This window comes from Thermostichus sp. MS-CIW-34 (assembly GCF_054060435.1).
This window is the reverse complement of sequence record NZ_JBSSDE010000047.1, coordinates 1-22,206: the sequence shown is the minus strand read 5'-3', so window position 1 is coordinate 22,206 and position 22,206 is coordinate 1. Positions and strand designations below refer to the sequence as shown.

Genomic DNA, 22,206 nt, shown 5'->3' with positions numbered 1-22,206 from the left:
GATGCGGATTTGAATGGTGCGAATGTGATTGCGCTTTTGGGGGCTGTCGTAAACCAGCCTAGAGGTTCGGGCTTGTTTTGTTCTCTGGTAGAGCATAACAGGCTCAGGGCTACTGAAAGCCCGCGCTACACTGCTAAGGCGGTGTAGGGTCGGGTAGTTTACAAAGTGCCAAAATCCTAAGAGCCTCAGATCGAGTGCGACCGTGTTCCTCACCTTCTCAGCAGTATGGCTAGATCCTCAGCGTCGTGGCTCAGTCGGCTCTCCTTTTTGCGAGGGCTGATCTTCATCTTGGCCGTGGTGGTTGCCCTCGTTTACTTGGGCTTCAGCCGGGAGGTTCGCCTTGGCCTTGACCTCAAGGGAGGAACCCAGCTCACGCTACAAGCTGTGCCCACCGAGGAGGTGCCTGAAATCACCCCCGAAGTGATGCAGGGGGTAGAGGCCGTCATCCAGCAGCGGATCAACGGGCTGGGGGTGGCTGAGCCTCTGGTGCAGATCAGCGGCCAAGACCGCCTGTTCGTGCAGTTGCCGGGGGTGGCGGATCCGGATCGGGCCATTGCTCTCCTTGGAGATACAGCCCAACTGGAGTTTCGCAAGGGCTTGGTTCCCGTCGGCGCGCTGCCCCGCAACGAGCGGGGAGAGATAACAGCGGGGGAGGATCCGGATACTCTGTTTGAGCGGGTCGGCCTCACCGGGGATCTGCTGCGCAATGCCTATCCCCAAGCCCCTCGCCGCGGATCCCAGAGTTGGGAGGTGCTGCTGGAGTTCAAGCCGGAGGGGGCAGAAAAGTTTACTCAGCTCACCCGAGATCTGGCCGGAACAGAACGTCCATTGGGCATTTTTCTGGACGACGTGTTGATCAGTGCCCCGATCGTGGGGCCGGAGTTTGCCCGCACCGGCATCACCGGCGGGACGGCGGTGATCACGGGCAATTTTACGGTGGAAACCGCCACTGACTTGGCGGTCAAGCTCAAGGCAGGGGCGCTGCCGGTTCCCATTCAGGTGATCGAAAATCGCACCGTCGGGGCCACTTTGGGGGAAGTGAGCGTGCGCCGCAGCCTCTATGCCGGGATCGGGGGCCTGGTGCTGGTTTTCCTCTTTATGGTGGCCTACTATCGCCTGCCAGGGCTGATTGCGGACATTGCTCTGCTTATCTACGCCCTCTGTACCTTTGCTCTCTTCCAACTGCTGGGGGTAACCATGACTCTGCCGGGGATCGCCGGCTTTATCCTCAGCATCGGCATGGCGGTGGATGCCAATGTGCTGATCTTCGAGCGCATCAAAGAAGAGTTGCGGGCCGGCAAATCCATCTACAAGTCCATTTCGGAAGGGTTTAACCGCGCCTTCAGCAGCATCCTGGACAGCAATGTGACTACCCTTTTGGTCTGTGGCGTGCTTTTCTGGCTGGGGATGGGACTGGTGAAAGGGTTTGCGGTAACCCTGGGCATTGGCATTCTGGTGAGCTTCTTTACGGCCATCACCTGCACCCGTAGCCTGCTCTTGGCGGCAATGGGGATCCCCAGCTTGCGCAAACCTGAGTTTTACGGCGTTCGGATGGAGGCGGCCCAATCATGACGGCTCAAGAGCTATCCCCCGTAGATCCCGCCTCTCGGTTGCTCGACTATCGCTTCGACATTGTTGGACGGAGCAAGCTGTGGTTCAGCTTGTCCTTGGCGGTGCTGCTGGTGGGGCTGGTCAGCATGGCCTTTTCCCTGGCTTCTCTGGGAACTCCCCTGCGGCTGGGGTTGGATTTTTCCGGCGGCACCTTGCTGGATCTGAGCTTTGAGCGGCCTGTCACCACCGAGGAGCTGCGACGGGCGCTGCAGGAACACAACCTGGGCACCAGCATCATCCAGCTGGACACCCAAACGGGCCAGGAAGCCCTGATCCGCATGCCCCCCTTGACTGAGCAAGAGCGGCTGGCCGTGGAAGCCACCCTGCGGCAGGAGGTTGCCCCCTTCCAGCGCAATCTGGTCGAGACGGTTGGCCCGACGGTGGGGCGTTTGCTCTTGCGTTCCGGCATCGTGGCGGTGCTCATCTCTTTCGGGCTCATCGTGCTGTACCTGGCCCTGCGCTTCCAGTGGGATTACGCGGTGTTTGCCATTGTGGCGCTGCTGCACGATGTAGTGTTGACGATAGGGCTATTTGCCCTTTTGGGCCTGACGGTGGGTATGGAGGCGGACAGCCTGTTTGTGGTGGCGCTGCTGACCATCATCGGCTTTTCCGTCAACGACACCGTGGTCATCTACGACCGCATCCGCGAGAATCTGCGTCTGGTGAGCCGCAAGGTCAGCCTGGCCGAGGTGGTAAACCTATCTCTGAACCAGACCTTTGCCCGCTCCCTGAACACCACCCTGACGACGATGCTGCCCCTAGTTGCCATCGCCATTTTCGGGGGAGCTACCTTGAAGGGGTTTGCCATTGCCCTGCTCATTGGCTTTACTTTGGGGGTGTATTCCAGCATTTTTATCGCCAGCCCCCTGTTGGTGTGGTGGCGGCAGCAGCGCTATGGCAAAAGTAGCGAAGATGCCCGCGCAGGCAGGGATCCCGATTCCCTTCCCTCTGAGGGCTAGGGCCCCGATATCGGAAAAATTGGGTCGATTGGGTGGGGATCTGTCGTTCGCGCTGAGACGGTGTCCTCTGGGTTCACCATTGCAGTCTTTGCCCATGGGAGATCAGGTAGCGCTGTAAATCGGCTATTTTGCCTTGCGGTACGATCTGAGCTGGGATCAAGCTGGGATCCTGGCTGTGCAGCCAAGCCACGGTCAGCCCTGCTGCCGAGCCGATGGTCCATTCACCGTAATGCACGCGGGTGGCGGCGTTGACAATGTGGCTGACGGCGATCCCTTTGCCGCCGATGAGCAGGTTATCCACCTTCTGCGGGATCAGGGCTTCCAAGGGAATGAGAATGGGACGGACGGAAAACTCGTTGACTGGCGCGGAGCTGGCCGAAAGAGAGGGCTCCCAGTTGCGGTAGCGACAGCCGTGGATATCGATGGCGTAGTGGGTAACCCCCACCACGGTAGGTCTGAAGTCCCGTCCCCCAGTGGTGCCGACGCGAATATCCTGCTCCAACATCAGGAACTCCGCTTGGCCGTAGGCAGATCGCCCCAGAATGCGTCGACCTTCCCGGATGTATGGGTAGAGGCTGAGGCCGGAGCGGGTGCCCAGCAAGGACTCTTCGGCAAACACCAAGGACAGGGGATAGCCAGAGCGGGATTGAGTTTCCATCAGCCACTCGGCAAACAGCAGGGCGTGGTTTTCTCCATCTTTGATGGCCGAGACATCCAGGCCCCCCAGCCAGTTGTGGCGCTGCCCTGAGGCCACTAGCCGCTCTTCCGTCAGGATCAGGGGCGGGTTCATGATCCCCCAGTCGTTGCCGCGGTTCCAGTTCACCAGCGTCAGGTCGCCTGGAACAGGCGTGCTGTAGAAGGGATCCCGGCGGCCCTTGCTGACGATGCGGCGGTAATTGAAAAAGCTCTGGCCGCTGAAGGTGGGGAAACCCTCCATGTCGAACTCGCGGCGGTGTTCGGCGCGGGAATAGCCCGGCTGCAGCTGGACCAGCTCGGCGCGGGAGCGACCGCCATCGTCGTGGATGGCCAGCACGAAGGGAAAGGTAAAGGCTTGAGTGCACTCCGGGTTGCTGGCGGGGGCGGCATTGGGCTCTCCGGTCACGTCTCGCCCTTCCGAACCCAGCCGATAGGGGATCCCGGCCCAGCCCACCAGCTCGCCGGTATCGGTGGCATCGACAACAAACAGGTTGCGGCCTGGTGGTGCCTGCAGCCTCAACACCCGTTTGGCAAAAACTTCCGTCTCCTGCCAGCCATACCAGCTCACCAGCTCCCGCCACAGCCGTCCCGGCGGCACAAAATCGGGATCCCGCGGCTGCCGCTGCACAGCGTAAATGCTTTCAATCCGGGATCCATCGGCGCTGAAGGTGGCCCCCTTAAAAGCCGTTTGGGTAGCCCAGCGGCTGTTGGGGGCATTTTGGGCTGCCTGTTGCAGCCAGGTTTCCACCGCCTGCAGCCCGGCCTGGGGCGGAAAACACAGCCCTCCCACCCAGCAGCTGTTGATCTCGGATACGCGGGTTCCCGGCGGGATCCCTGTCCAGGCCGGCAGATGCACCGGCTGGCTTTCGATCAAGGCCTTGAACTCCAGCCAGTGGCGGGAAAAATTGCCCCGTTGCCGCATCGGCAGCGATTCATCAATGGCCGATACCCCCTGGGAGGTAATCTGACCCCCCAGCCAAGGGGTGAGCTCGATGAGACAGGTCTGCACCCCCCCTCGCATGGCATGGCCTGCCGCTGCCACCCCTCCCAGGGATCCGCCCACCACCACCAGCTCGCACTCCCAAATCTCGTCCGGCTGCGGCAAGGGATCCAACAAGGGCCAACCGTGGGCGGTAAAACGGGGCACCTCCGGCTCGGAGACGGCAACAGGGGATCCCACCTCTGGCTGGGAGAGGGCGGCAAACCCCATCCCGGCCACAAAGCTCAGCAGCGACAGGATCCCCAGCCCCACAGTTCGCTTGGGCTCAGATCCCCGGCACGCCGCAGCCGTCTTTTTGCCAGCCATGCTCACTCACACCCCCGGCCTTTCCCCGGCAGGAGAAATCCCCTTGAGAATAGCTGAGGAAACCGACATTGAGGCCAGCCAGGATCCCTGCCACAGGGCATAATGGGCTAGCAACTTTTTAACGGCAACGGCGGGATCCCATGGGACGGGCAAAGAAGGTGGTATTGGCCTATTCAGGCGGGGTGGATACTTCCGTCTGCATTCCCTATCTCAAGCACGAGTGGGGGGTGGAATCGGTGGTGGCCCTGGCAGTCGACTTGGGGCAGGGGGCGGAGCTGGAGGCCATTCAGGCCAAAGCCCTCAGGGCGGGGGCAGAGCAATCTCTGGTGCGGGAGGCTGTCCAGGCCCTCATTACCGACTATGCCTTCCCGGCCATCCAGGCCAACGCCCTCTACGAGCAGCGCTACCCCCTTTCCACGGCCCTGGCCCGACCCCTGATTGCCAAGCTGCTGGTGGAAGTGGCGGAAGAGGTGGGCGCCGATGCGGTGGCCCACGGCTGCACCGGCAAAGGCAACGACCAGGTGCGCTTTGATCTGGCTATTGCTGCTTTAAATCCCCAGCTCAAAGTGTTGGCCCCTGCCCGCGAGTGGGGGATGACCCGCGAGGAGACCATTGCCTATGGGGAGCGCTACGGGATCCCCATGCCCGTGCAGAAGTCCAGCCCCTACAGCATCGACCTCAACATTTTGGGCCGCAGCGCTGAAGCCGGCATCCTAGAAGATGCCGACCGGGAGCCGCCGGAGGAAGTGTATGCCCTCACCCGGCCTATTTCCCAGACACCCGACGAGCCCGCCTACGTGGAGATTGAGTTCGAGCAAGGGATCCCTGTCGGGGTGGATGGGCAGCGCCTCAGTCCCAAAGCCCTCTTCGAGCAGCTCAACTCCTTAGCTGGCCTGCATGGGGTGGGCCGCATCGACATGATTGAAAACCGCCTGGTGGGGATCAAGTCGCGGGAGATCTACGAGTGCCCTGCTCTAATGGTCTTGATCCAAGCCCACCGCGAGCTGGAAAGCCTCACCCTCACCCGCGATGTCATCCATTACAAGTACGGCATCGAGACCACCTACAGCCAGTTGATCTACAACGGCCTTTGGTACTCGCCGCTGCGGGAGGCTCTGGACGCCTTTATCCGCGCCACCCAGAAAAGCGTCACCGGTGTCGTGCGGATGCGGTTGCACAAGGGCCAGGCGGTCTGTGTGGGCCGTCGCTCTCCCTACTCTCTTTACAACCCAGAGCTGGCCACCTACGGGGAAGGGGATCAATTCGACCACCGCGCCGCCGAAGGCTTTATCTACATCTGGAGCCTGCCCACCCGTGTCTGGGCCCAGGTGCACCGGGGCTAGGCTGAAGTGGTGATCCCACTCTCATTCCATTGGATGGATCTCTGGACAACCTGTTGGAGTTACCCAAACGCGCCTCGGCGGAGACAATGAGAGGGGCAGCTATGCCTGAAGCCAACATCCTCATTGACTTCGCCAAGGTTGGGGGGCTGGAATCCTTGGCAAGACTGGCAAGTCTGGAGGTGCTTGACGTGGTACTGGCAGAAGTCGATGACCCTTGCAAGTCCCAGGTTCTTGCTTTGGGCGTGCAGGTTGTCCAGGTGCAGGAAACGTGGCTTCCAGAGGCAATGGTTCTGAAGAAAAGTGGGTTGTCGATAGCTGACGCATTGTGTCTTCACTACTGCCGTACCAGCAGCTCTACGCTCCTCTCCAACGATGGCCGGTTGCGCAGAGCTTGCGCGGAGAGCGGCGTTGTCGTCCACGGCAGCCTTTGGGTAGTGTGTGAGCTCTATAACCAAAAGGTTTGTCTGCCGGAGGTACTGTGCAACTGGCTGGATCGCTGGGAGAAGGAGTTGAAAGCTCGCCTCCCTGCTGACGAGTTGGCCCAGGTGCGACAGGTTTTAGGATGTATCTCAGGTTCGTAGCGCCAGCACCCACCCTCAAGTCCCGGCAGTCCAGGTGTTGCCGTACTCGATCTGCTCGGGGGTGAGGCTGTCGATTTGGATCCCCATGGCCTTGAGCTTGAGGCGGGCGATGGCCTCGTCCACCTCGAGAGGAATGGGGTGAAGCCCTGGGGCCAAGCGGCCCCGGTTTTTCACCAGGTATTCGCAGGCCAGGGCCTGGTTGGCAAAGCTCATGTCCATAACGCTGGCAGGGTGCCCTTCGGCAGCAGCCAAGTTAATCAGGCGGCCTTCCCCCAGCACCACCACTGACTTGCCCGACTGCAGACGGTATTCTTCCACAAAGGGGCGCACCGTCTGTCGGGAGACGGACCGCTCCTGCAGCGCCACCAGGTCGATTTCAATGTCAAAGTGGCCGGCGTTGCAGACCATCGCCCCATCCTTCATGCGGTCGAAGTGCTCGCCGCGAATCACGTGCTTGTTGCCGGTGACGGTGATGAAGATGTCCCCCAGAGCAGCGGCTTCTTCCATCGGCATCACCCGGAAGCCGTCCATCACCGCCTCCAGAGCCCGCACCGGGTTGACTTCCGTGACAATCACCTGGGATCCCATGCCGCGGGCCCGCATGGCCACTCCCTTGGCGCACCAGCCGTAGCCAGCCACCACCACCGTCTTCCCGGCCAGAAGGATGTTGGTACAGCGCAGGATCCCGTCCAGGGTGGATTGGCCGGTGCCGTAGCGGTTGTCGAACAGGTGTTTGGTCTCGGCGTCGTTGACGGTCATCACCGGGAAGCTGAGCACCCCCGCCTTGAGCATGGCCCTAAGGCGCACCAGGCCAGTGGTGGTCTCTTCCGTGGTGCCGATGAGCTCCGACAGTTGCTCCTGACGGTGCTGCACCAGCTCCGCCGTCACATCTCCGCCATCGTCGATAATCAGGTTGGGGCGGTGATCTAGGGCAATCTGGACATGGCGGCGGTAGGTGGCCACATCTTCTCCTTTGAGGGCAAACACCGAAATGCCATGGTCCGCCACCAGGCTGGCGGCCACATCGTCCTGGGTGGAGAGGGGATTGCTGGCAATGAGAACGCTATCCGCCCCCCCTGCTTGTAGAGCCAGGGCCAGGTTGGCCGTTTCGGTCGTAATGTGGCAGCAGGCCACCAAGCGCAGCCCGGCAAAGGGCTTTTCTTGAGCAAAGCGCTCCCGGATCTGGGCCAGCACCGGCATCTCCCGCGCCGCCCACTGGATCCGTTGCTTGCCCAGGGGGGCGAGGTTCAGATCTTTCACTTCATGCTTCGGGAGAGACAGGGTAGCGCTGGTCATCGAGTGTTGCTCCAAACAGGGTCATCGAGAGAGGATAGAGGAACGGAAACTGCAAGCCCCAAAGGGGGCCAGGCAGCCATAAAGATCAGCAAGGATGTCGATAAGCCTGAACTATTCTGCCACAAGGGATCCCCTTTCAGCGCTGGGGCTGGATGTAGGCAACCGCCGCATTGGCGTGGCCGGCTCCGACCGGCTGGGGCTGCTGGCTACTGGCCTGGGGGTGATCCAGCGCCGTTCCCTCTCAGAGGACATTGCCCAAGTGCAGGAGTGGATCCGCCGCCGCCAGGCCACCGTGGTGGTGGTGGGGATCCCCCTTCTGGCGGATGGGTCGGTGGGATCCCAGGCCCGCAAAGTCCAGCGGTTTGTGCGCGCTTTGCAGGTGGCCGTGGATCTTCCCATTGTTACCGTCAATGAATACCTGAGCACCGTGCAGGCGGAGTGGGACCTGCGCGAGGCGGGGATCCCGGCCAAAGCCCAGAAGGGCTTAATCGATCAGCAGTCGGCGGCGGTAATTCTCCAAACTTGGCTGGACGAGCGACGGGCTTCCCTGTCAGAAGTGCCGGCTTGGCAAAGCTGGGGCAACAAAGACTACGCTGGAGAAGTCTAGCCGGGAAAGTTTAAATCAATTCAAGCCCAAGGTGGGCCATCCCTCGTTGCCCCTTCTGCATCAGCAGGGTGTGATTGTTCAGTCGGGGCCTTTCGCGCAACTTTGATAACGTCTGATAACGTCACGTGAACCATCCGAGCATGAATAGCATTTGCATTCTTGGGGGCGGCTTTGGCGGGTTGTACACAGCTTTGGAACTGAGCCGGCAACCCTGGCCAGAACCACCCCAGATCACCTTGGTCGATCGGCAGGAGCGGTTCGTCTTTGCCCCCCTGCTTTATGAGCTGCTCACCGGAGAAATGGAAGACTGGGAGGTGGCCCCCCGTTTTCAAGATCTGCTGCCCCCGGGATCGGTGCAGTTTCGCCGCGGATCTGTCCAGGCCATTGACCCTCAAGCCCGCCGAGTGGAGCTGAAAGATGGGCAGAGCTTGGAGTATGACGCGCTGGTGCTGGCGCTGGGGGGAGAAACCCCTCTGGAGAGCGTTCCGGGAGCGGCGGAGTTTGCTTTTCCCTTTCGCACCCTGGCAGATGCTCAGCGGCTGCGCGCCCACCTGAAGGCGTTGGAAGACCGGGATCCGGCTCAGCCTGTGGCTCTGGCCATTGCAGGAGCAGGGGCTAGTGGCGTGGAATTGGCCTGCAAATTGGCGGATCGGCTGGGCTGGCGGGGACGGATCCGCCTCATCGAGTTGGGATCCCAAATCTTGTCCGGCTTTGCTCCCTCCAGCCGGGAGGCGGCCCAAGAGGCGCTGGCCCAACGGCGGGTGCAGGTGGAGTTGCAAACCAAGGTCTTGGGCATCGAGGCCCTTAACGAGAACGGCGCCCCTCCCTTCCGTCTGCAGCTGCAACGGCTGGAGAGCCAGGAGATCGCCACAGATCTTGTGGATGCTGTGCTGTGGACTGTCGGAACCCGACCGGCAGCGGTGATTGCCAATTTGGATCTGCCCAAAACGGAGCGGGGACGGCTACAGGTTTTGTCCACCCTACAAACCCCCACCTTCCCAGAGATCTTTGCCTTGGGAGATGCAGCAGCGGTGGTGGATGCGGAGGGCAAGCCGGTGCCGGCCACAGCCCAAGCGGCTTTTCAACAGGCCGGTTATTGCGCCTGGAACCTGTGGGCTTTGCTCACCCAGGAGCGGCCTCTCTTGCCCTTTCGCTACTTTTCTCTGGGGGAAATGCTCAGCCTGGGGGTGGATACGGCGGTGCTTTCTGCCCTTGGCGGCCTCACCCTGACCGGCCCCCTGGGCTATTTGGCCCGGCGAACTGCCTATTTGGTGCGCCTGCCCACCCTGGAACACCAGCTCAAGGTGGGATGGAATTGGATCACCCGCCCCCTGTGGCAAGGGCTGCTGGCCCGCTAGGATCCCTGTAACTGGCAAGAGCGCTCGTAGGCCGCTCGCACTGCCTGCATCAGGGCTCCCCGCACCCCCGCCTGCTCCAAGGCTTGGATCCCGGCAATGGTCGTCCCCCCTGGACTGGTGACCCGGTCTTTGAGAACGGCAGGGTGCAGATTTTCTTGCTGCAAGAGGGCAGCAGTACCCGCCAAGGTCTGCAGGGCCAACTGGGTAGCAATGGGACGCGGCAGCCCCACCTGTACCCCTCCGTCGATCAGCCCTTCCAGAATCACCGCCAGATACCCCGGCCCGGAACCCGAAAGTGCCGTCACCGCATCCATCTGGCTTTCGGCCACCGTCACCACCTCGCCCACCGCGCGAAACAGCTTCTCCACCTGCTCCACCTGCATAGGCGTCACCCCTGGCCCGTAGCTGATGGCCGTTATGCCCGCCCCCACCAGCGCCGGCGTGTTGGGCATCGTGCGCACCACCTTTTGTTTGGGAAAAGCCTGCTGCAACTGCTGCAAGGGGATCCCGGCCATAATCGAGATCACCAGCTCTGTGGCGGACAGCCGGCCCATCTCAGCCACCACTGCCGGGAAGAGCTGCGGTTTAACGGCCAGAAACAGAATCTCAGACTCTCCCGCCTGGGATGGATCCGCCAACAATCGGATACCCAGCTCCTGCTGCAGGGCCACAGCCTTATCCAGATCAGGCTCCCGCAAGGCCACCTGCGCTGCGGGATAAACTCCCACAGCTACCCAACGCCGCAGCAGGGCGGATCCCATGGCTCCACCCCCGATAACACTTAGCAGTGGCCGCTCCATAGCAACTAGTGCTGACCTACTGCCTGCAGATGCTCATAGGTGCTGGGCCAGAGGGGGGTAGGGCTTTGCAAAGGGCGCTGCAGCGGCTGCACCACTTGGCTACTGGGGGTGGAAACCATCACCGTGCTGGGGGTGAACAAAAAAATGTTCTCTCCGATGCGCTCTTGGTGGCCATCGATGGCGTAGGTGCCGCCGGCAACGAAATCCACAGAGCGCTGCGCCTCAGCGGGATCCATTAGGGTCAAGTTCATGATCACCGTCTTGCGCTCCCGTAGGTACTGGATAACCTGAGCCATCTCATCGAAGCTGCGCGGCTCCATCACCACCACTTCACTGGTGGGTGGGTTTACGCCCGGTAATCCAATCACGTTGCTCCCCATACTGCCCCCTGCTGAGCGATCCCGATGTTGACTGCGCCGATGGCCCCGCGACTCTTCTCGACCGGCAGAGCCCTCCCCCGCTTCCACTCCCCGTTGCCGCCGCCCTCGCGGAAGGGTACTCACTTCCTCCTCTTCGGGGGGAGCAGCCGGTTGGGAACGGCGTCCCTCGTAGAGCAGTTGGTAATCATCCTGCCCTTCCATTTCAGAGTACTCCTCCAGGCCGTCCACGGGATCATTCAGACCCACAAAATCTCTTACCCTGCTCCAGATTCCATTGACATTCATATGCACATCCTCACTACAGGTCATGGGTTTACGGCGAGCGTAGGATTCAGGCTCCTGATTGGATCCTGAGTGGCTCACTCAAGCTAGGGGGCGTCCTTTTATTCTCGGTCAAAGTCTTTCAATAGGCTGAGACAGGGTTTGCTCAGGAAGCTGCCGAAGCAGGTGGGGGCTAACGTAGGTTAACAAAACCCCATTGATTCGACGACTAGAGTTTACCCAGAAGAAGTGAAGATGTCATCTCACTTGCCAAGCCGTTGTTTGGCAGGATTGAACTCTGCTCCCCGTCTGGATTGAGCCCACGTTAACGGAAGTAACGCAAATGATTACAAATTTCCCCAAAATTTCCCCAATAGGGCAAATCCTGGGCGGGATCCCCCCACTTTTGATTATCCAAGCCGAACTCTCGCCCCAAAGGTGCCCCGCAGGGCGACTGGGGAGTTGCACGGCTTTACACAAAATTTAATCACAATTTAACGGCTTCACAGAGGTCACATCTATTCCTGCTCGGCGTCGGCAAACAAAGCGCGCCCCAGCCGGATCAAGTTAGAGCCTGCTGCCACCGCCAGGAGGTAATCGTCGGACATGCCCATGGAGAGGGTGTGCACCTGCAGATGTTCATAGCCGCTGCGCTGGATGTAATCGGCCAGTTCGGCCAGCTTGCGAAACAGGTCTAGGGCCGCCTCTGAGCTCAAGCCCAAAGGCAAAATGGTCATCAGGCCCACAATTTGCACTTGCAGCAGTTGGTTCAGTTCGGGGAGGCTCTGCAACAGATCGGGGATGAGCCAGCCGAACTTATTGGGATCCGGAGCCAATTTAACCTGCAGGCAAAGCTTGGGGGTGAGGTGCAGCTCCCAAGCCTTTTGGTTGATCAGCTTGGCCAGGCGCAAGCTATCGACGCTGTCAATCCAGGCAAATTGCTTGAGGGCCGGTTTGACTTTGTTGGTCTGCAGATGCCCGATCAAGTGCCAGACGATATCGGTCAGATCTTGCAGTTGCCCTTGTTTGACGGCGGCCTCTTGCACTCGACTCTCCCCAAAGTGGCGGATCCCAGCCCGATAGGCGGCGCGGATGTGGTCGGCACTGTAGCCTTTGCTCACTGCCATGATCTCCACATGGTCTGGGATCTGGGCTCGGATGGCCTGAATGCGGCTGTGGATGAGCTGCTCGTCAAGGGGCATCGTCAGGTCAGCAGGCCGGGGATCGCTATCCCCATTCTCGTTCCAATTGGCAACAATGCTCTGGGATAGATTTTTGCAGAACCCAGAGCCAACGGGCTGTCCGCTACCGCTGCCAGGGATCCGGTCGGGAGATGATCACGCGGGTGCCGGGCGCCAGTTTGCGCGCGTAGTCCAACTGCACCACTTCTGGGTTTTGCTTCAGGGCTTCCCCCTGGAGGCGAATGGCTTGGGCTTCTCCTTCTGCCAGGATCACCAATCGTTGTTTTTCCAGCTCTGCTTTTTCCACGAGGAAGCGTTCCCGCTCTTTCTCTTGCTCGGCAATTTGCTTTTGCTCGATGGCCGTTTGGAATTGGTCGGAGAAGCGGACATTGCGCAGCAGCACGTTTTGCAAGATCAGGTCATTCTCAGCAAAAATGCTGGAGAGCTGCCGCTCCACATTTTCCTGGATCTGCTCGCGTTCTTCCGAGAAAACGGCGATGGCGCGGTGCAAAGCCAGTTCATTGCGCACCACCGTCCGCACCTCTGGGCGAATCACTTTGTCCACGTAGGAAGGGCCAATGGTCTGGTGCAGGTGGGCCACTTGGTCGGGATCCAAGCGAAAGCGCACCGAGACATCGAGGGAGATCTGCTGGCCGTCGGCGCTGAGCACTTTCAACGCATCATCCCCCTGGTTTTCGGAGCGTTGGGAGGCCATGGTGTAGGTTTGGGTGCGCACGTCGTAGAAGATAGGCGTTTCCACCAGCGGCAGCAGGAGGTGCAGCCCTTCTCCCAGCGGCTGCGGCTTCAGCCCCGTCAGGGAGTTGAACACCACGGCCCGTGTGCCGGCAGGCACCACCACCAAGCACTGCAGCAAGGTGGCCAAGAGGATCAGCAGCAATGCCCCACCCACCAAGGGAATCCAGGACAAAGCGGGAAGTTCAAAAGCAGGACGACGGGGGTGGGCCGATTTCACAGGTGTGTTACCCAAAAACCTAAAGAACTCGAACAGGTGCCCCGGGGATGGCCGGCCAAGCTCTTCTTGAGCTTAACCCAAGGCCGCAGCCAAGATCTGATAGGCCAGTTTGGCGACCGTGAAGGCGCTGCGGCGATCGGTTTCCCGTTCTCCCGTGACCGACAGCTCGACCACATCGGCGCCGATGATTTGCCGTTGCTGTCCTAGTGCCCGGATCAGCTCCACCGTCTCCCACCAGCCCAAGCCGCCAGGTTCGGGGGTACCGGTGGCCGGCACCACAGCGGGATCCAGCCCATCCACATCCACCGTCAGGTAAACCTGGGGGCCCAAGGTGGCAATCACCTCTGGGATCCACTCCTGGGCTGGCTTGGTGTGCAAGCTGTGGGCAAAAAAGGTGTGCAGACGGCGCTCGCGAATGGTCTGGCGGTCTTCGGCGCAGATGGAGCGGATCCCCACTTGGGTGAGGCGGCTGCCCACTTGCTCCACCACGCGGGCCATGGCAGAAGCATGGGAATAGCGGGATCCCTCGTAGCTATCTCTCAGGTCGCAGTGGGCATCGATTTGCAGGACGTGCAGCTCCGGATAATGGGCCAGGTGGGCAGCAATCAGGGGCCCGCTGATGGAGTGCTCCCCACCAATGGAAAGCAGGAACCGCCCCGGTCTCACCCACTCGGCAGCGCGACGCTGGATTTCGGCCATAGCCAGTTCCTGGGCGGAAGATCCCAGACCTTCCAACTCCACCGGGGGGGCCGTCCAGTAGCGGGAGATCTCTTCCGAGAAGTCGGGGTGAAGAGCTGGCTGGCGATCCCGTACCTCGTCGTAGATCTCCACATAGGCAGAAGCCTGCAACAGCGCCTGAGGGCCTTTGGCGGTGCCTTTGCCATAGGAGGTGGTGGCCTCGTAGGGGACGGGCAGGAGAATTGCTTGGGCCATCTCCGGATCCGGCTCAGGCAGGCCCAGGAAGGGGAAGGGAGAGCGATACATGATGGCTTGCAAGAAGGGATCCCTATTCTATTGAATCTATTGAAGAATTGTGGTGAGCCAAAAGGACTGGGATGATGGGGTAAAGAGGGACCCTTGTGGGATTGAGGCAAACCCTCTAGACTGAGCAAAGGCTTCCCCAAGCCCAGTTTTAGCAGCCATTTGTTTTCACTCCTCTTAGACTGCCTTTCCACAAGCTGACGAGCCTATGACCACTGCCTCTCACGCTGCTCTTTTCGACGCTCTGGCCCAACGTCGGGCCCTCAAGATCATCAGCGGTCTACAAAACTTCGACCTGCAGTCGGTTCTGAGCATCACCCGCGCCGCCCAACAGGGAGGGGCCACTTGGGTGGATATCGCTGCCAGCCCCGAATTGGTGCAGCGGGTACGCGCCCAGATCGATCTGCCCATCTGTGTGTCGGCGGTGGAGCCGCAGCAGTTGGCCGCAGCCGTACAGGCAGGAGCAGACATGGCCGAGATCGGCAATTACGACAGCTTCTACCCTTCAGGCCGCATCTTCTCCGCAGCGGAAGTCCTAGACCTTACCCGCCGAACCCGCTCTCTTCTGCCCCGCACGCTCTTGTCGGTAACCGTTCCCCACACTCTGCCTCTGAATCAACAGGCAGAATTGGCCGAGAAACTGGAGGATCTGGGAGCCGATCTCATCCAAACCGAGGGCAGCACCAGTGCCGAGCCGGTTCACGGGGGATCCCTGGGCCTGATCGAGAAGGCTGCCCCCACCCTGGCCGCCGCCTATGAAATTAGCCGTGTCGTCTCGGTACCGGTTATCTGCGCTTCCGGCCTCTCGACGGTAACAGTGCGCTTGGCCATTGCTGCCGGCGCTTCAGGTGTAGGGGTGGGCAAAGCTGTCAGCCGGCTCCAGGATGAAGTGGCCATGGTGGCTCAAGTGCGGGCATTGGTGGAGGCCTTGGGAGGATCTCGGATCCCTGCCCTTGTCTAGGTCGATGTCTGACCGGTAAAAGTTGACTCTCTTGCGCCAGCGTGCGCTGGTGCATTTTTTTTAGATTTTCTTGGACAAGCAGGGAATAAGTAGGTAAGTAGGGCAGCTGAGGGTTGAGATCAGCCGCTAGAAGTTTTGCTGCTCACAAGTGCTTCACTTTCTTCCGCGTAGAGCATGACTCTAGTCAATAATAAGCTCAACTATACTGAAAATAATGTATAATATGTTCAGTACGGATTACTACCAGTTGATCTTTCTGTTTACTTTCGAGTCTGCCAACATGGTAGCCAAAGCAAAGCAGAAAATTGGTAGTAAGACGACACGGAAACTGCGCTTTGGGTATTCTACTCAAAGCTTTGCGGGATACCGCCATTCTGTTTGGAAACAAACAGAATGCTATCGCTGCATAGTTGAACAGTGATGTTCAGCAGTGTTCAGCGTAAATGTATCAGGTGGCATACCCGGCAATATCCAATTTGCGGCGGTTGCTACACTTGTCGTCCTTGCCTTCCCAGACCAATTCCGTCCGCAGCCGTCGCCCCAGTCATGTTCTGCAAAGATTCCAAGTCCTGAGCCGCATTGGGCAGACATGGTTGACAATGCGAGGGATCCCTCTTTGAACTGCCCATGAGCTGGCAACGCCCAGATAATCGCACCGCTGCTCAATTGCGCCCGGTTTCTTTTGAGCGCCACTTTACCCGCTATGCCCCTGGCTCGGTGTTGGTCAAGTTCGGCCATACCCATGTCCTTTGCACCGCCAGTGTGGCCGAAGAAGTTCCCCCTTTTTTGCAGAACACCGGCCAAGGCTGGCTGACGGCTGAGTACCGCATGTTGCCCGGAGCCACGCAACAACGACAGCCGCGGGAGATGTTGAAACTATCGGGTCGCACTGCCGAGATCCAACGGCTCATCGGGCGAAGTCTGCGCGCCGCCTTGGATTTTCGCAAGCTGGGATCCCGTACCATCACCGTCGATGCCGATGTGCTGCAGGCCGATGGCGGAACGCGCACCGCCGCGATCACAGGGGGCTATGTGGCTCTGCACGACGCCATCACTTGGCTGTACAAACAGGGGGCGCTGGATCCGGCCCAGGGATCCCCGCTGCGGCAGCAGGTGGCGGCCCTTTCAGTAGGAATTGTGCAGGGAGAGGTACTTGTGGATCTGTGCTATGAGGAAGACAGCCAAGCCGAGGTGGACATGAACATTGTTATGAACGAGCAGGGATCCTTCATCGAGATCCAGGGCACTGCCGAAGCCGCCTGCTTCAGTCGCCCGCAACTGCTACAAATGTTGGAGATGGCCCAAGCCGGGATCCAAGAATTGCTCCAAGCCCAACGGCAGGCTCTCAATTTAGAAAGATAGAGCCATAGCCGGACCCTAGCCTTGCAATGGTAATCCTTCAAGGCACTGCATATGGGATTGCATGGGTGTATATCCTGGTTGGCAAAGCGGTATTCCCTTGCTGTAAAGGAATGGCCGGGAAAGCTAAGATCAGCCAGTTGTTAAAATAAGTGAGCTCTCTGAAGCTGATACATTTACGCTGAACACTGCTGAACATCACTGTTCAACTATGCAGCGATAGCATTCTGTTTGTTTCCAACCAGAATGGCGGTATCCCGCAAAGCTTTGAGTAGAATACCCAAAGCGCAGTTTCCGTGTCGTCTTACTACCAATTTTCTGCTTTGCTTTGGCTACCATGTTGGCAGACTCAAAAGTAAACAGAAAGATCAACTGGTAGTAATCCGTACTGAACATATTATACATATTTTCAGTATAGTGACTAGAGTCATGCTCTCCTTTCGACGGTTTGAGCGTGTGGCTGAGGTGAATCGCTGCTCATTTGGCCTGAAGAAGTTGGCCCGGAGAACGCTGCATGTCCCGTTTTGTGTTCGGCTCGGAGGAACTTGCGCCACTGCTCAGGCAGCAAGGTTGGCGGTTTACCACTGGATATCTGCACATTCACCTCAAGGGACTGGATCCCTCTGAGGGTGCGGAACCCTGGGTGTTGACCTACTACCACGGCAGGCTGCTTTTTTCTGCCGATCAACCCCTCAACACGCAAATCCTGCTGAAACGACTCTCCCGCTTTATTCCTCGCCTCAACTTGGAATGGCCACAGCGGGCCATCTCGGTGGTGCAAGAGCGCTTGATGAAAGACCATTCCTTACCTGAGCTGCTGGAGGCCATCACGCAATTGGGCCTGCTCAAGCCGGGGGAGCTGGAAGATGCCCTGTGGCTCAACCTGCTTACCGATTTCGACCGCTACCTATTCGAACGGGCAGGCACCTGTTACTTTGAGGTGCAGGAGCAGGTCGCCCAAGAGGCCCCCATTGGCGGGTTTGAGTTGGAGCCGCTGCTGCAAGAAGCCGCCCGGCGCCACGATCGCTGGGCAGATTTGAAGGTGGCGATCCCAACTATGCTGGCGGTGCCGGTGGTCAATTGGGAGCGAGTCAACCGCTATCGCATCACCGATGAGCAACGACAGAAGATCCACGCCCTCACCAAAGATGGCCAGTCGCTGGAGGTGATCGCCAAGAAGCTGTGTCGAGATCGGCTGGAGGTGGCCAATCTCTTTGCATCCTGGGCGAAAAAAGGGTTGGTCAGCCTACAAACCCCCCAAGAGCTGCTGCAGACCAAGCGCCACAACCCGATAACCATCTTGGCGGTAGACGACAGCGTGGTGATGCAGGAAATCCTACGGCAGTATTTGCCCAACTATCAGGTGATTACAACGGGCAACCCCGCCGAGGTGCTTCCTTTGTTGTTTCAGCATCGGCCCCACCTGTTGTTGATGGATATCGCCATGCCGGGGATCGATGGTCTAGAGCTTTGCCGCATTGTGCGCAGCTTAGAAGAGTTTAAGTCCCTTCCCATCCTGATGGTTACCGCTCGCGATGGTCTGCTGGCCCGCATCCGCGGCAAATGGTCGGGGGCAACCGCCTACTTGACCAAGCCCTTCAACGAAAGTCAGCTTAATGCAGAGGTGAAGCGGCTTCTGGCCCAACAGCCGCCTGCCCACAGACAAAATCCTCTGTCGGTTCAGGGAGGCAGAACAGGTCATCCTGCCCTGTTTCAGGGATCCCCCCGTTCCCTCGAGGATCAAGCCAAGGCGTAGTGTCCTTCTGAGTTGATCCCCGTCGCCATTGGCTTTCCTGTCAAAATCAACAAAGGTTTTATGTTAGATAAGAAGTCAACTCAAGAGACCATAACTTGTCTGGGCTGACTGCTAATGTCAATGGATTGATAGCTCATTAGGACATGCCCAAAAGAGAAAAATAGGTTGCCGGGGATTTCAGAAACAAGAGACGAAGTAAGCATCCCATACACTGAAAACTTATCCGATCAACCTTCCTCATTGTCATCACGACCGGCTACTTCAATCTCTCTCAGGAACTGGCTTTTCCCCGCTGGCATTAGAGGTCGTTTAAGCCTTAGAGAAGCCTCACAAGGCTTCTGGCAAAAGAGTCCATACTAAGGGTACCGACAAACAAGCCCTGAAGACATGAAAAAAGATCGAACAGGGTTCAGCAGGCACTTCTGAAGGCAAACCAGAAATATTAAACGCTGTCGTGGATCCCGGCAAGATCAATGAGAGGGAGAAATCAAGCAGAAATTGCTCAGGATCCATGGACAGGGATCCCAAGAATACGTAAAATCGAGTAAAGAATGTAAAGAAAACGCCACACTTCTCCAATTGGTCCCGATCCCCAAGGAGCATTATGCTGCGACTGGAACACATTAGCAAAATCTATCCCACCGGTGAGGTGCTCAAGGATGTGAACTGGGAAGTTAAGCCTGGGGATCGCGTCGGCCTAGTGGGAGTAAACGGGGCCGGAAAGACCACCCAGCTCAAGATTATCTGCGGGCAAGAAGAACCGACCAGCGGCGAGGTGATCCGCCCCGCCAACCTGCGCATCGCCTATCTCACCCAAGAATTTGGAGTGGATCCCGCCCGAACGGTGCGAGAAGAGTTCTGGACAGTCTTTCAAGAGGAAAACCGCATTCACCAAGAAATTGCCCAAATCACCCAACAGATGGAGCAGGCGGACGCGGACACGTTGGAAACCCTTTTGCGCCGTCTAGATCGTCTACAGCGCCAATTTGAGAGTTTACATGGCTATGAACTGGAGGCGCGTATTGAGAAAATCCTGCCGGAAATGGGGTTTGAGCCGGAGGACGGGGATCGGTTGGTGAGCGCCTTCAGCGGCGGCTGGCAGATGCGCATCAGCCTGGGGAAAATCCTGCTGCAAAAACCCGATTTGATGTTGCTAGACGAGCCGACCAACCACCTAGACTTGGAGACCATTGAGTGGCTGGAAAACTACCTCAAGAGCTTGACGATCCCCATGGTGATTGTTTCTCATGATCGAGAGTTTTTGGATCGGCTTTGCACCCAAATTGTGGAGACGGAGCGAGGAGTTTCTACGACATACTTGGGTAACTATTCTCAATACCTACTCCAAAAAGCTGAACGGCGAGAGGCACAACAAGCTGCCTACGAACGTCAGCAAAAGGAAATTGAAAGGCAACAAACCTTCATCGATCGCTTCCGGGCCAGTGCCACCCGCAGCACTCAGGCCAAAAGCCGCGAAAAACAACTGGAAAAGATCGAGCGGGTCGAAGCGCCCATTGGCGACGTGCGTACCCTCAAGTTTCGCTTTCCCCCTGCTCCCCGCAGTGGTCGCGAGGTGGTGAAGATCGAGAATTTGACGCACATTTATGGAGATAAGATTTTGTTTTTGGGTGCGGAGCTGTTGATCGAGCGTGGGGATCGCGTCGCCTTTCTGGGGCCCAATGGGGCAGGAAAATCCACCCTGCTGCGTCTTATCACCGGCCTAGAGCAACCTACCGAGGGATCTGTGAAATTGGGAGCACACAATGTGATCCCTGCCTACTTCGAGCAAAATCAAGCAGAGGCTTTGGATCTGAGCAAAACCGTCTTGGACACCATCCATGACGAAGTGCCCGACTGGAAAAACGAAGAAGTGCGCACGCTGTTGGGTCGCTTTTTGTTCAGCGGCGACGCCGTTTTTAAGAAAGTAGCGGCTTTGAGCGGGGGAGAAAAAGCCCGCTTGGCGTTGGCGAAAATGCTACTTCAGCCGGCCAACCTACTGATTTTGGATGAGCCCACCAACCACTTAGATATCCCGGCCAAAGAGATGCTGGAAGAAGCTTTACAGCATTACGATGGCACGGTGATCCTTGTTTCTCACGACCGCTACTTTATCTCAAAAGTGGCCAACAAGATTGTAGAGATTCGCAACGGAGAGTTGGTCGCCTACCAGGGCAACTATCACTACTATCTAGAAAAGATCGCTGAAGAGAAAGAGAAAGCCCGACAAGAGCGAATCGCTGCCGAAAAACGAGCCAAAGAGCGAGAAAAACAGAAAGCCAAAAAGGCAGCCGGCAAAACCTAAGGAGCCAAAGCAATGTTTACGGGTCTGGTTCGAAGTTTGGGCACAGCCCAGTTGATCAATTCTTCACAGCTACGGGTTACCTGTCCCCGGTTGCAACCTCAGTTGGCCTATGGAGATAGCGTGGCGGTGGACGGCCTTTGCCTGACGGTGGTGGAGATTCTGCCCGATGGATTTTTGGCCGATGTTTCGCCGGAAACCCTGCGGCGCTCGACTTGGGGCCAGGGATCCCTCGGCCCGCGCACAGTCAACCTGGAACCGGCGCTGCGGGTAGGAGACAAGTTAGGGGGGCATTTTGTCAGCGGCCATATCGATGGGGTGGGGCAACTGTGGGATCAAGCCGCCACTGGCAACGCCTGGGAGCTGAGCTTCAAGGTTCCCGAAGAGATCGGGCGTTACATCGTACCCAAGGGCAGCGTGGCGGTGAATGGGGTGAGCTTGACCATTGCTGAGGTGCGCCAAGGGGGCTGCTGGTTCAAGGTGGCTGTAATCCCCCAAACCTACCGCGAGACCAACCTTTCTCAGCTCCAAGTTGGGGATCCCGTCAACATAGAGGCGGATATTTTGGGCAAGTATGTGGAAAAATTGCTGGGCTTGCTGCCCCCCGAGAGCAGCGTTTCTCTGGAGTTTCTGGCCGAGCATGGCTATATCTAGGTACCTTTCCCATGATCCACCCCGAGGAAGTTGAGCGCCTGCGCGGCGTAAATGTTTATCTCATTGGGATGATGGGCAGCGGCAAATCCACCGTGGGAGCGGAGCTGGCAGCCCAGTTGCGCTTTCAATTTTTCGACACCGATGGTCTGGTGGAGCAGGTGGGGGGTTCTTCCATCGCTCAGATCTTCGCCGAGCATGGGGAAGCCTACTTCCGGGATCTGGAGACGCAGGTGTTGGCCCAGTTGAGCAGCTACACCCGGTTGGTGATCGCCACAGGCGGCGGCATTGTGTTGCGCCCCAAAAATTGGAGCTACTTGCACCATGGCCTCACCGTTTGGCTGGATGCGACCCCCGAGCTGATTTGGCAGCGGCTCAAGCGGGATCCCGGCCAACGCCCTCTGCTGCAAACCCCCGACCCCCAAGCTGCCCTGTACAAGCTGATGCAAGAGCGAGAGCCGTTCTACGCCCAAGCCGATGTGCGGGTGCCCATCCGGTCAGAAACCAGCCCGCCCCAGTTGGTTGAACAGATCTGGCAAGCCATTCGCGCCCGCTTGCGAGACGGGATCCCCTCCTAGCCACCTCGCGCCCAACACAAAAAGGGATCCCATGAGGGATCCCTGAACTCTTCAATACTCAAGTGGATTACTTAAGATTCGCCGGGAGCGGATCCCTGACGAGACCAGAACGGCTTCCTTTAGAGCGCGTTGCCGCGGGGGAGGACTTCTTCAGGGAACTCAAAGCGCTCATGGGGCTGGTCCTGCGGCGCCATCCACGCCCGAATCCCCTCGTTCAGCAAAATGTTCTTCGTGTAAAACGTCTCAAACTCCGGGTCTTCCGCTGCCCG

The 22,206-nt window shown here is 58.6% G+C and carries 19 protein-coding genes and 3 pseudogenes; 13 read left to right on the top strand and 9 right to left on the bottom strand.

Going from position 1 to position 22,206, the window contains the following annotated elements:
* From ACVWYY_RS12990 to secF, 3 genes and pseudogenes are all read left to right on the top strand, one after another.
* Nucleotides 1–147, top strand: a pseudogene (locus tag ACVWYY_RS12990) (RNA-guided endonuclease TnpB family protein); the annotation flags it as partial.
* 78 nt (nt 148–225) lie between these two features.
* Entirely contained in the window at nt 226–1,572 is a 1,347-nt protein-coding gene (gene secD, locus ACVWYY_RS12985; RefSeq protein WP_457403814.1) for a protein translocase subunit SecD, read from the top strand.
* Nucleotides 1,569–2,570: a protein translocase subunit SecF gene (gene secF / locus ACVWYY_RS12980; protein ID WP_414331115.1), complete on the top strand. Its 1,002-nt coding sequence runs from the start codon at nt 1,569–1,571 to the stop codon at nt 2,568–2,570. Before secD ends, secF begins: the two co-directional genes overlap by 4 nt.
* Nucleotides 2,571–2,643: 73 nt before the next feature.
* Here secF and ACVWYY_RS12975 read toward each other — a convergent pair whose 3' ends face one another.
* Entirely contained in the window at nt 2,644–4,476 is a 1,833-nt protein-coding gene (locus tag ACVWYY_RS12975; protein WP_457440760.1) for an FAD-dependent oxidoreductase, read from the bottom strand.
* 236 nt (nt 4,477–4,712) lie between these two features.
* Here ACVWYY_RS12975 and ACVWYY_RS12970 point away from each other — a divergent pair, with 236 nt between their 5' ends.
* The gene (locus ACVWYY_RS12970; RefSeq protein ID WP_457403813.1) at nt 4,713–5,915 is read left to right on the top strand and encodes an argininosuccinate synthase; all 1,203 of its coding nucleotides are present in this window, start codon (nt 4,713–4,715) and stop codon (nt 5,913–5,915) included.
* A 101-nt stretch (nt 5,916–6,016) separates the two neighbouring features.
* Complete coding sequence (locus tag ACVWYY_RS12965; protein ID WP_414374876.1) at nt 6,017–6,496, top strand: hypothetical protein; 480 nt, start codon at nt 6,017–6,019, stop codon at nt 6,494–6,496.
* Nucleotides 6,497–6,511: 15 nt separating this feature from the next.
* Here the strand turns inward: ACVWYY_RS12965 and ahcY are convergent, their stop codons facing one another.
* Nucleotides 6,512–7,792, bottom strand: a complete 1,281-nt coding sequence (gene ahcY, locus ACVWYY_RS12960) for an adenosylhomocysteinase (RefSeq protein ID WP_414351063.1) — start codon at nt 7,790–7,792, stop codon at nt 6,512–6,514.
* Nucleotides 7,793–7,886: 94 nt separating this feature from the next.
* Between ahcY and ruvX the strand changes: the two genes are divergently transcribed.
* Entirely contained in the window at nt 7,887–8,399 is a 513-nt protein-coding gene (gene ruvX, locus ACVWYY_RS12955) for a Holliday junction resolvase RuvX (RefSeq protein ID WP_457395477.1), read from the top strand.
* 140 nt (nt 8,400–8,539) lie between these two features.
* A complete protein-coding gene (locus ACVWYY_RS12950) occupies nt 8,540–9,757 on the top strand; it encodes an NAD(P)/FAD-dependent oxidoreductase (RefSeq protein ID WP_457403812.1) in 1,218 nt (405 codons plus the stop codon).
* Here ACVWYY_RS12950 and proC read toward each other — a convergent pair.
* From proC to speB, 5 genes are all read right to left on the bottom strand, one after another.
* Complete coding sequence (gene proC, locus ACVWYY_RS12945; protein WP_457403811.1) at nt 9,754–10,557, bottom strand: pyrroline-5-carboxylate reductase; 804 nt, start codon at nt 10,555–10,557, stop codon at nt 9,754–9,756. The genes ACVWYY_RS12950 and proC overlap by 4 nt on opposite strands.
* A 5-nt stretch (nt 10,558–10,562) precedes the next feature.
* The gene (locus tag ACVWYY_RS12940) at nt 10,563–11,138 is read right to left on the bottom strand and encodes a cell division protein SepF (RefSeq protein ID WP_011433347.1); all 576 of its coding nucleotides are present in this window, start codon (nt 11,136–11,138) and stop codon (nt 10,563–10,565) included.
* Nucleotides 11,139–11,716: 578 nt separating this feature from the next.
* Nucleotides 11,717–12,400, bottom strand: a complete 684-nt coding sequence (locus ACVWYY_RS12935; RefSeq protein WP_414374881.1) for a YggS family pyridoxal phosphate-dependent enzyme — start codon at nt 12,398–12,400, stop codon at nt 11,717–11,719.
* 103 nt (nt 12,401–12,503) lie between these two features.
* Nucleotides 12,504–13,352: a prohibitin family protein gene (locus tag ACVWYY_RS12930; protein ID WP_011433345.1), complete on the bottom strand. Its 849-nt coding sequence runs from the start codon at nt 13,350–13,352 to the stop codon at nt 12,504–12,506.
* Between the two features lie 72 nt (nt 13,353–13,424).
* A complete protein-coding gene (speB, locus tag ACVWYY_RS12925) occupies nt 13,425–14,348 on the bottom strand; it encodes an agmatinase (RefSeq protein WP_414413650.1) in 924 nt (307 codons plus the stop codon).
* 193 nt (nt 14,349–14,541) lie between these two features.
* On the opposite strand from speB, the gene ACVWYY_RS12920 reads away from it, so the two are divergent.
* On the top strand, nt 14,542–15,294 hold the full coding sequence (locus ACVWYY_RS12920; RefSeq protein ID WP_011433343.1) for a DUF561 domain-containing protein: 753 nt from the start codon (nt 14,542–14,544) through the stop codon (nt 15,292–15,294).
* A gap of 627 nt (nt 15,295–15,921) precedes the next feature.
* On the top strand, nt 15,922–16,656 hold the full coding sequence (gene rph, locus ACVWYY_RS12915) for a ribonuclease PH (protein WP_011433341.1): 735 nt from the start codon (nt 15,922–15,924) through the stop codon (nt 16,654–16,656).
* A gap of 206 nt (nt 16,657–16,862) precedes the next feature.
* Here the strand turns inward: rph and ACVWYY_RS12910 are convergent.
* Nucleotides 16,863–17,046: pseudogene (locus ACVWYY_RS12910) on the bottom strand (hypothetical protein); the annotation flags it as partial.
* 121 nt (nt 17,047–17,167) lie between these two features.
* Here ACVWYY_RS12910 and ACVWYY_RS12905 point away from each other — a divergent pair.
* The 4 genes from ACVWYY_RS12905 (at nt 17,168) to ACVWYY_RS12890 (ending at nt 21,937) form a co-directional block, all read left to right on the top strand.
* Entirely contained in the window at nt 17,168–18,409 is a 1,242-nt protein-coding gene (locus ACVWYY_RS12905; protein WP_457403810.1) for a response regulator, read from the top strand.
* A 604-nt stretch (nt 18,410–19,013) separates the two neighbouring features.
* Nucleotides 19,014–20,711 carry an ABC transporter ATP-binding protein gene (locus ACVWYY_RS12900; RefSeq protein WP_414332172.1) on the top strand — a complete coding sequence of 566 codons (1,698 nt, stop codon included), beginning with the start codon at nt 19,014–19,016 and terminating at the stop codon, nt 20,709–20,711.
* A 12-nt stretch (nt 20,712–20,723) separates the two neighbouring features.
* The gene (locus tag ACVWYY_RS12895; RefSeq protein WP_414332173.1) at nt 20,724–21,362 is read left to right on the top strand and encodes a riboflavin synthase; all 639 of its coding nucleotides are present in this window, start codon (nt 20,724–20,726) and stop codon (nt 21,360–21,362) included.
* An 11-nt stretch (nt 21,363–21,373) separates the two neighbouring features.
* Complete coding sequence (locus ACVWYY_RS12890) at nt 21,374–21,937, top strand: shikimate kinase (RefSeq protein WP_457440758.1); 564 nt, start codon at nt 21,374–21,376, stop codon at nt 21,935–21,937.
* Between the two features lie 119 nt (nt 21,938–22,056).
* On the opposite strand, the pseudogene ACVWYY_RS12885 reads toward ACVWYY_RS12890, so the two are convergent.
* Nucleotides 22,057–22,206, bottom strand: a pseudogene (locus ACVWYY_RS12885) (photosystem II D2 protein (photosystem q(a) protein)); the annotation flags it as partial.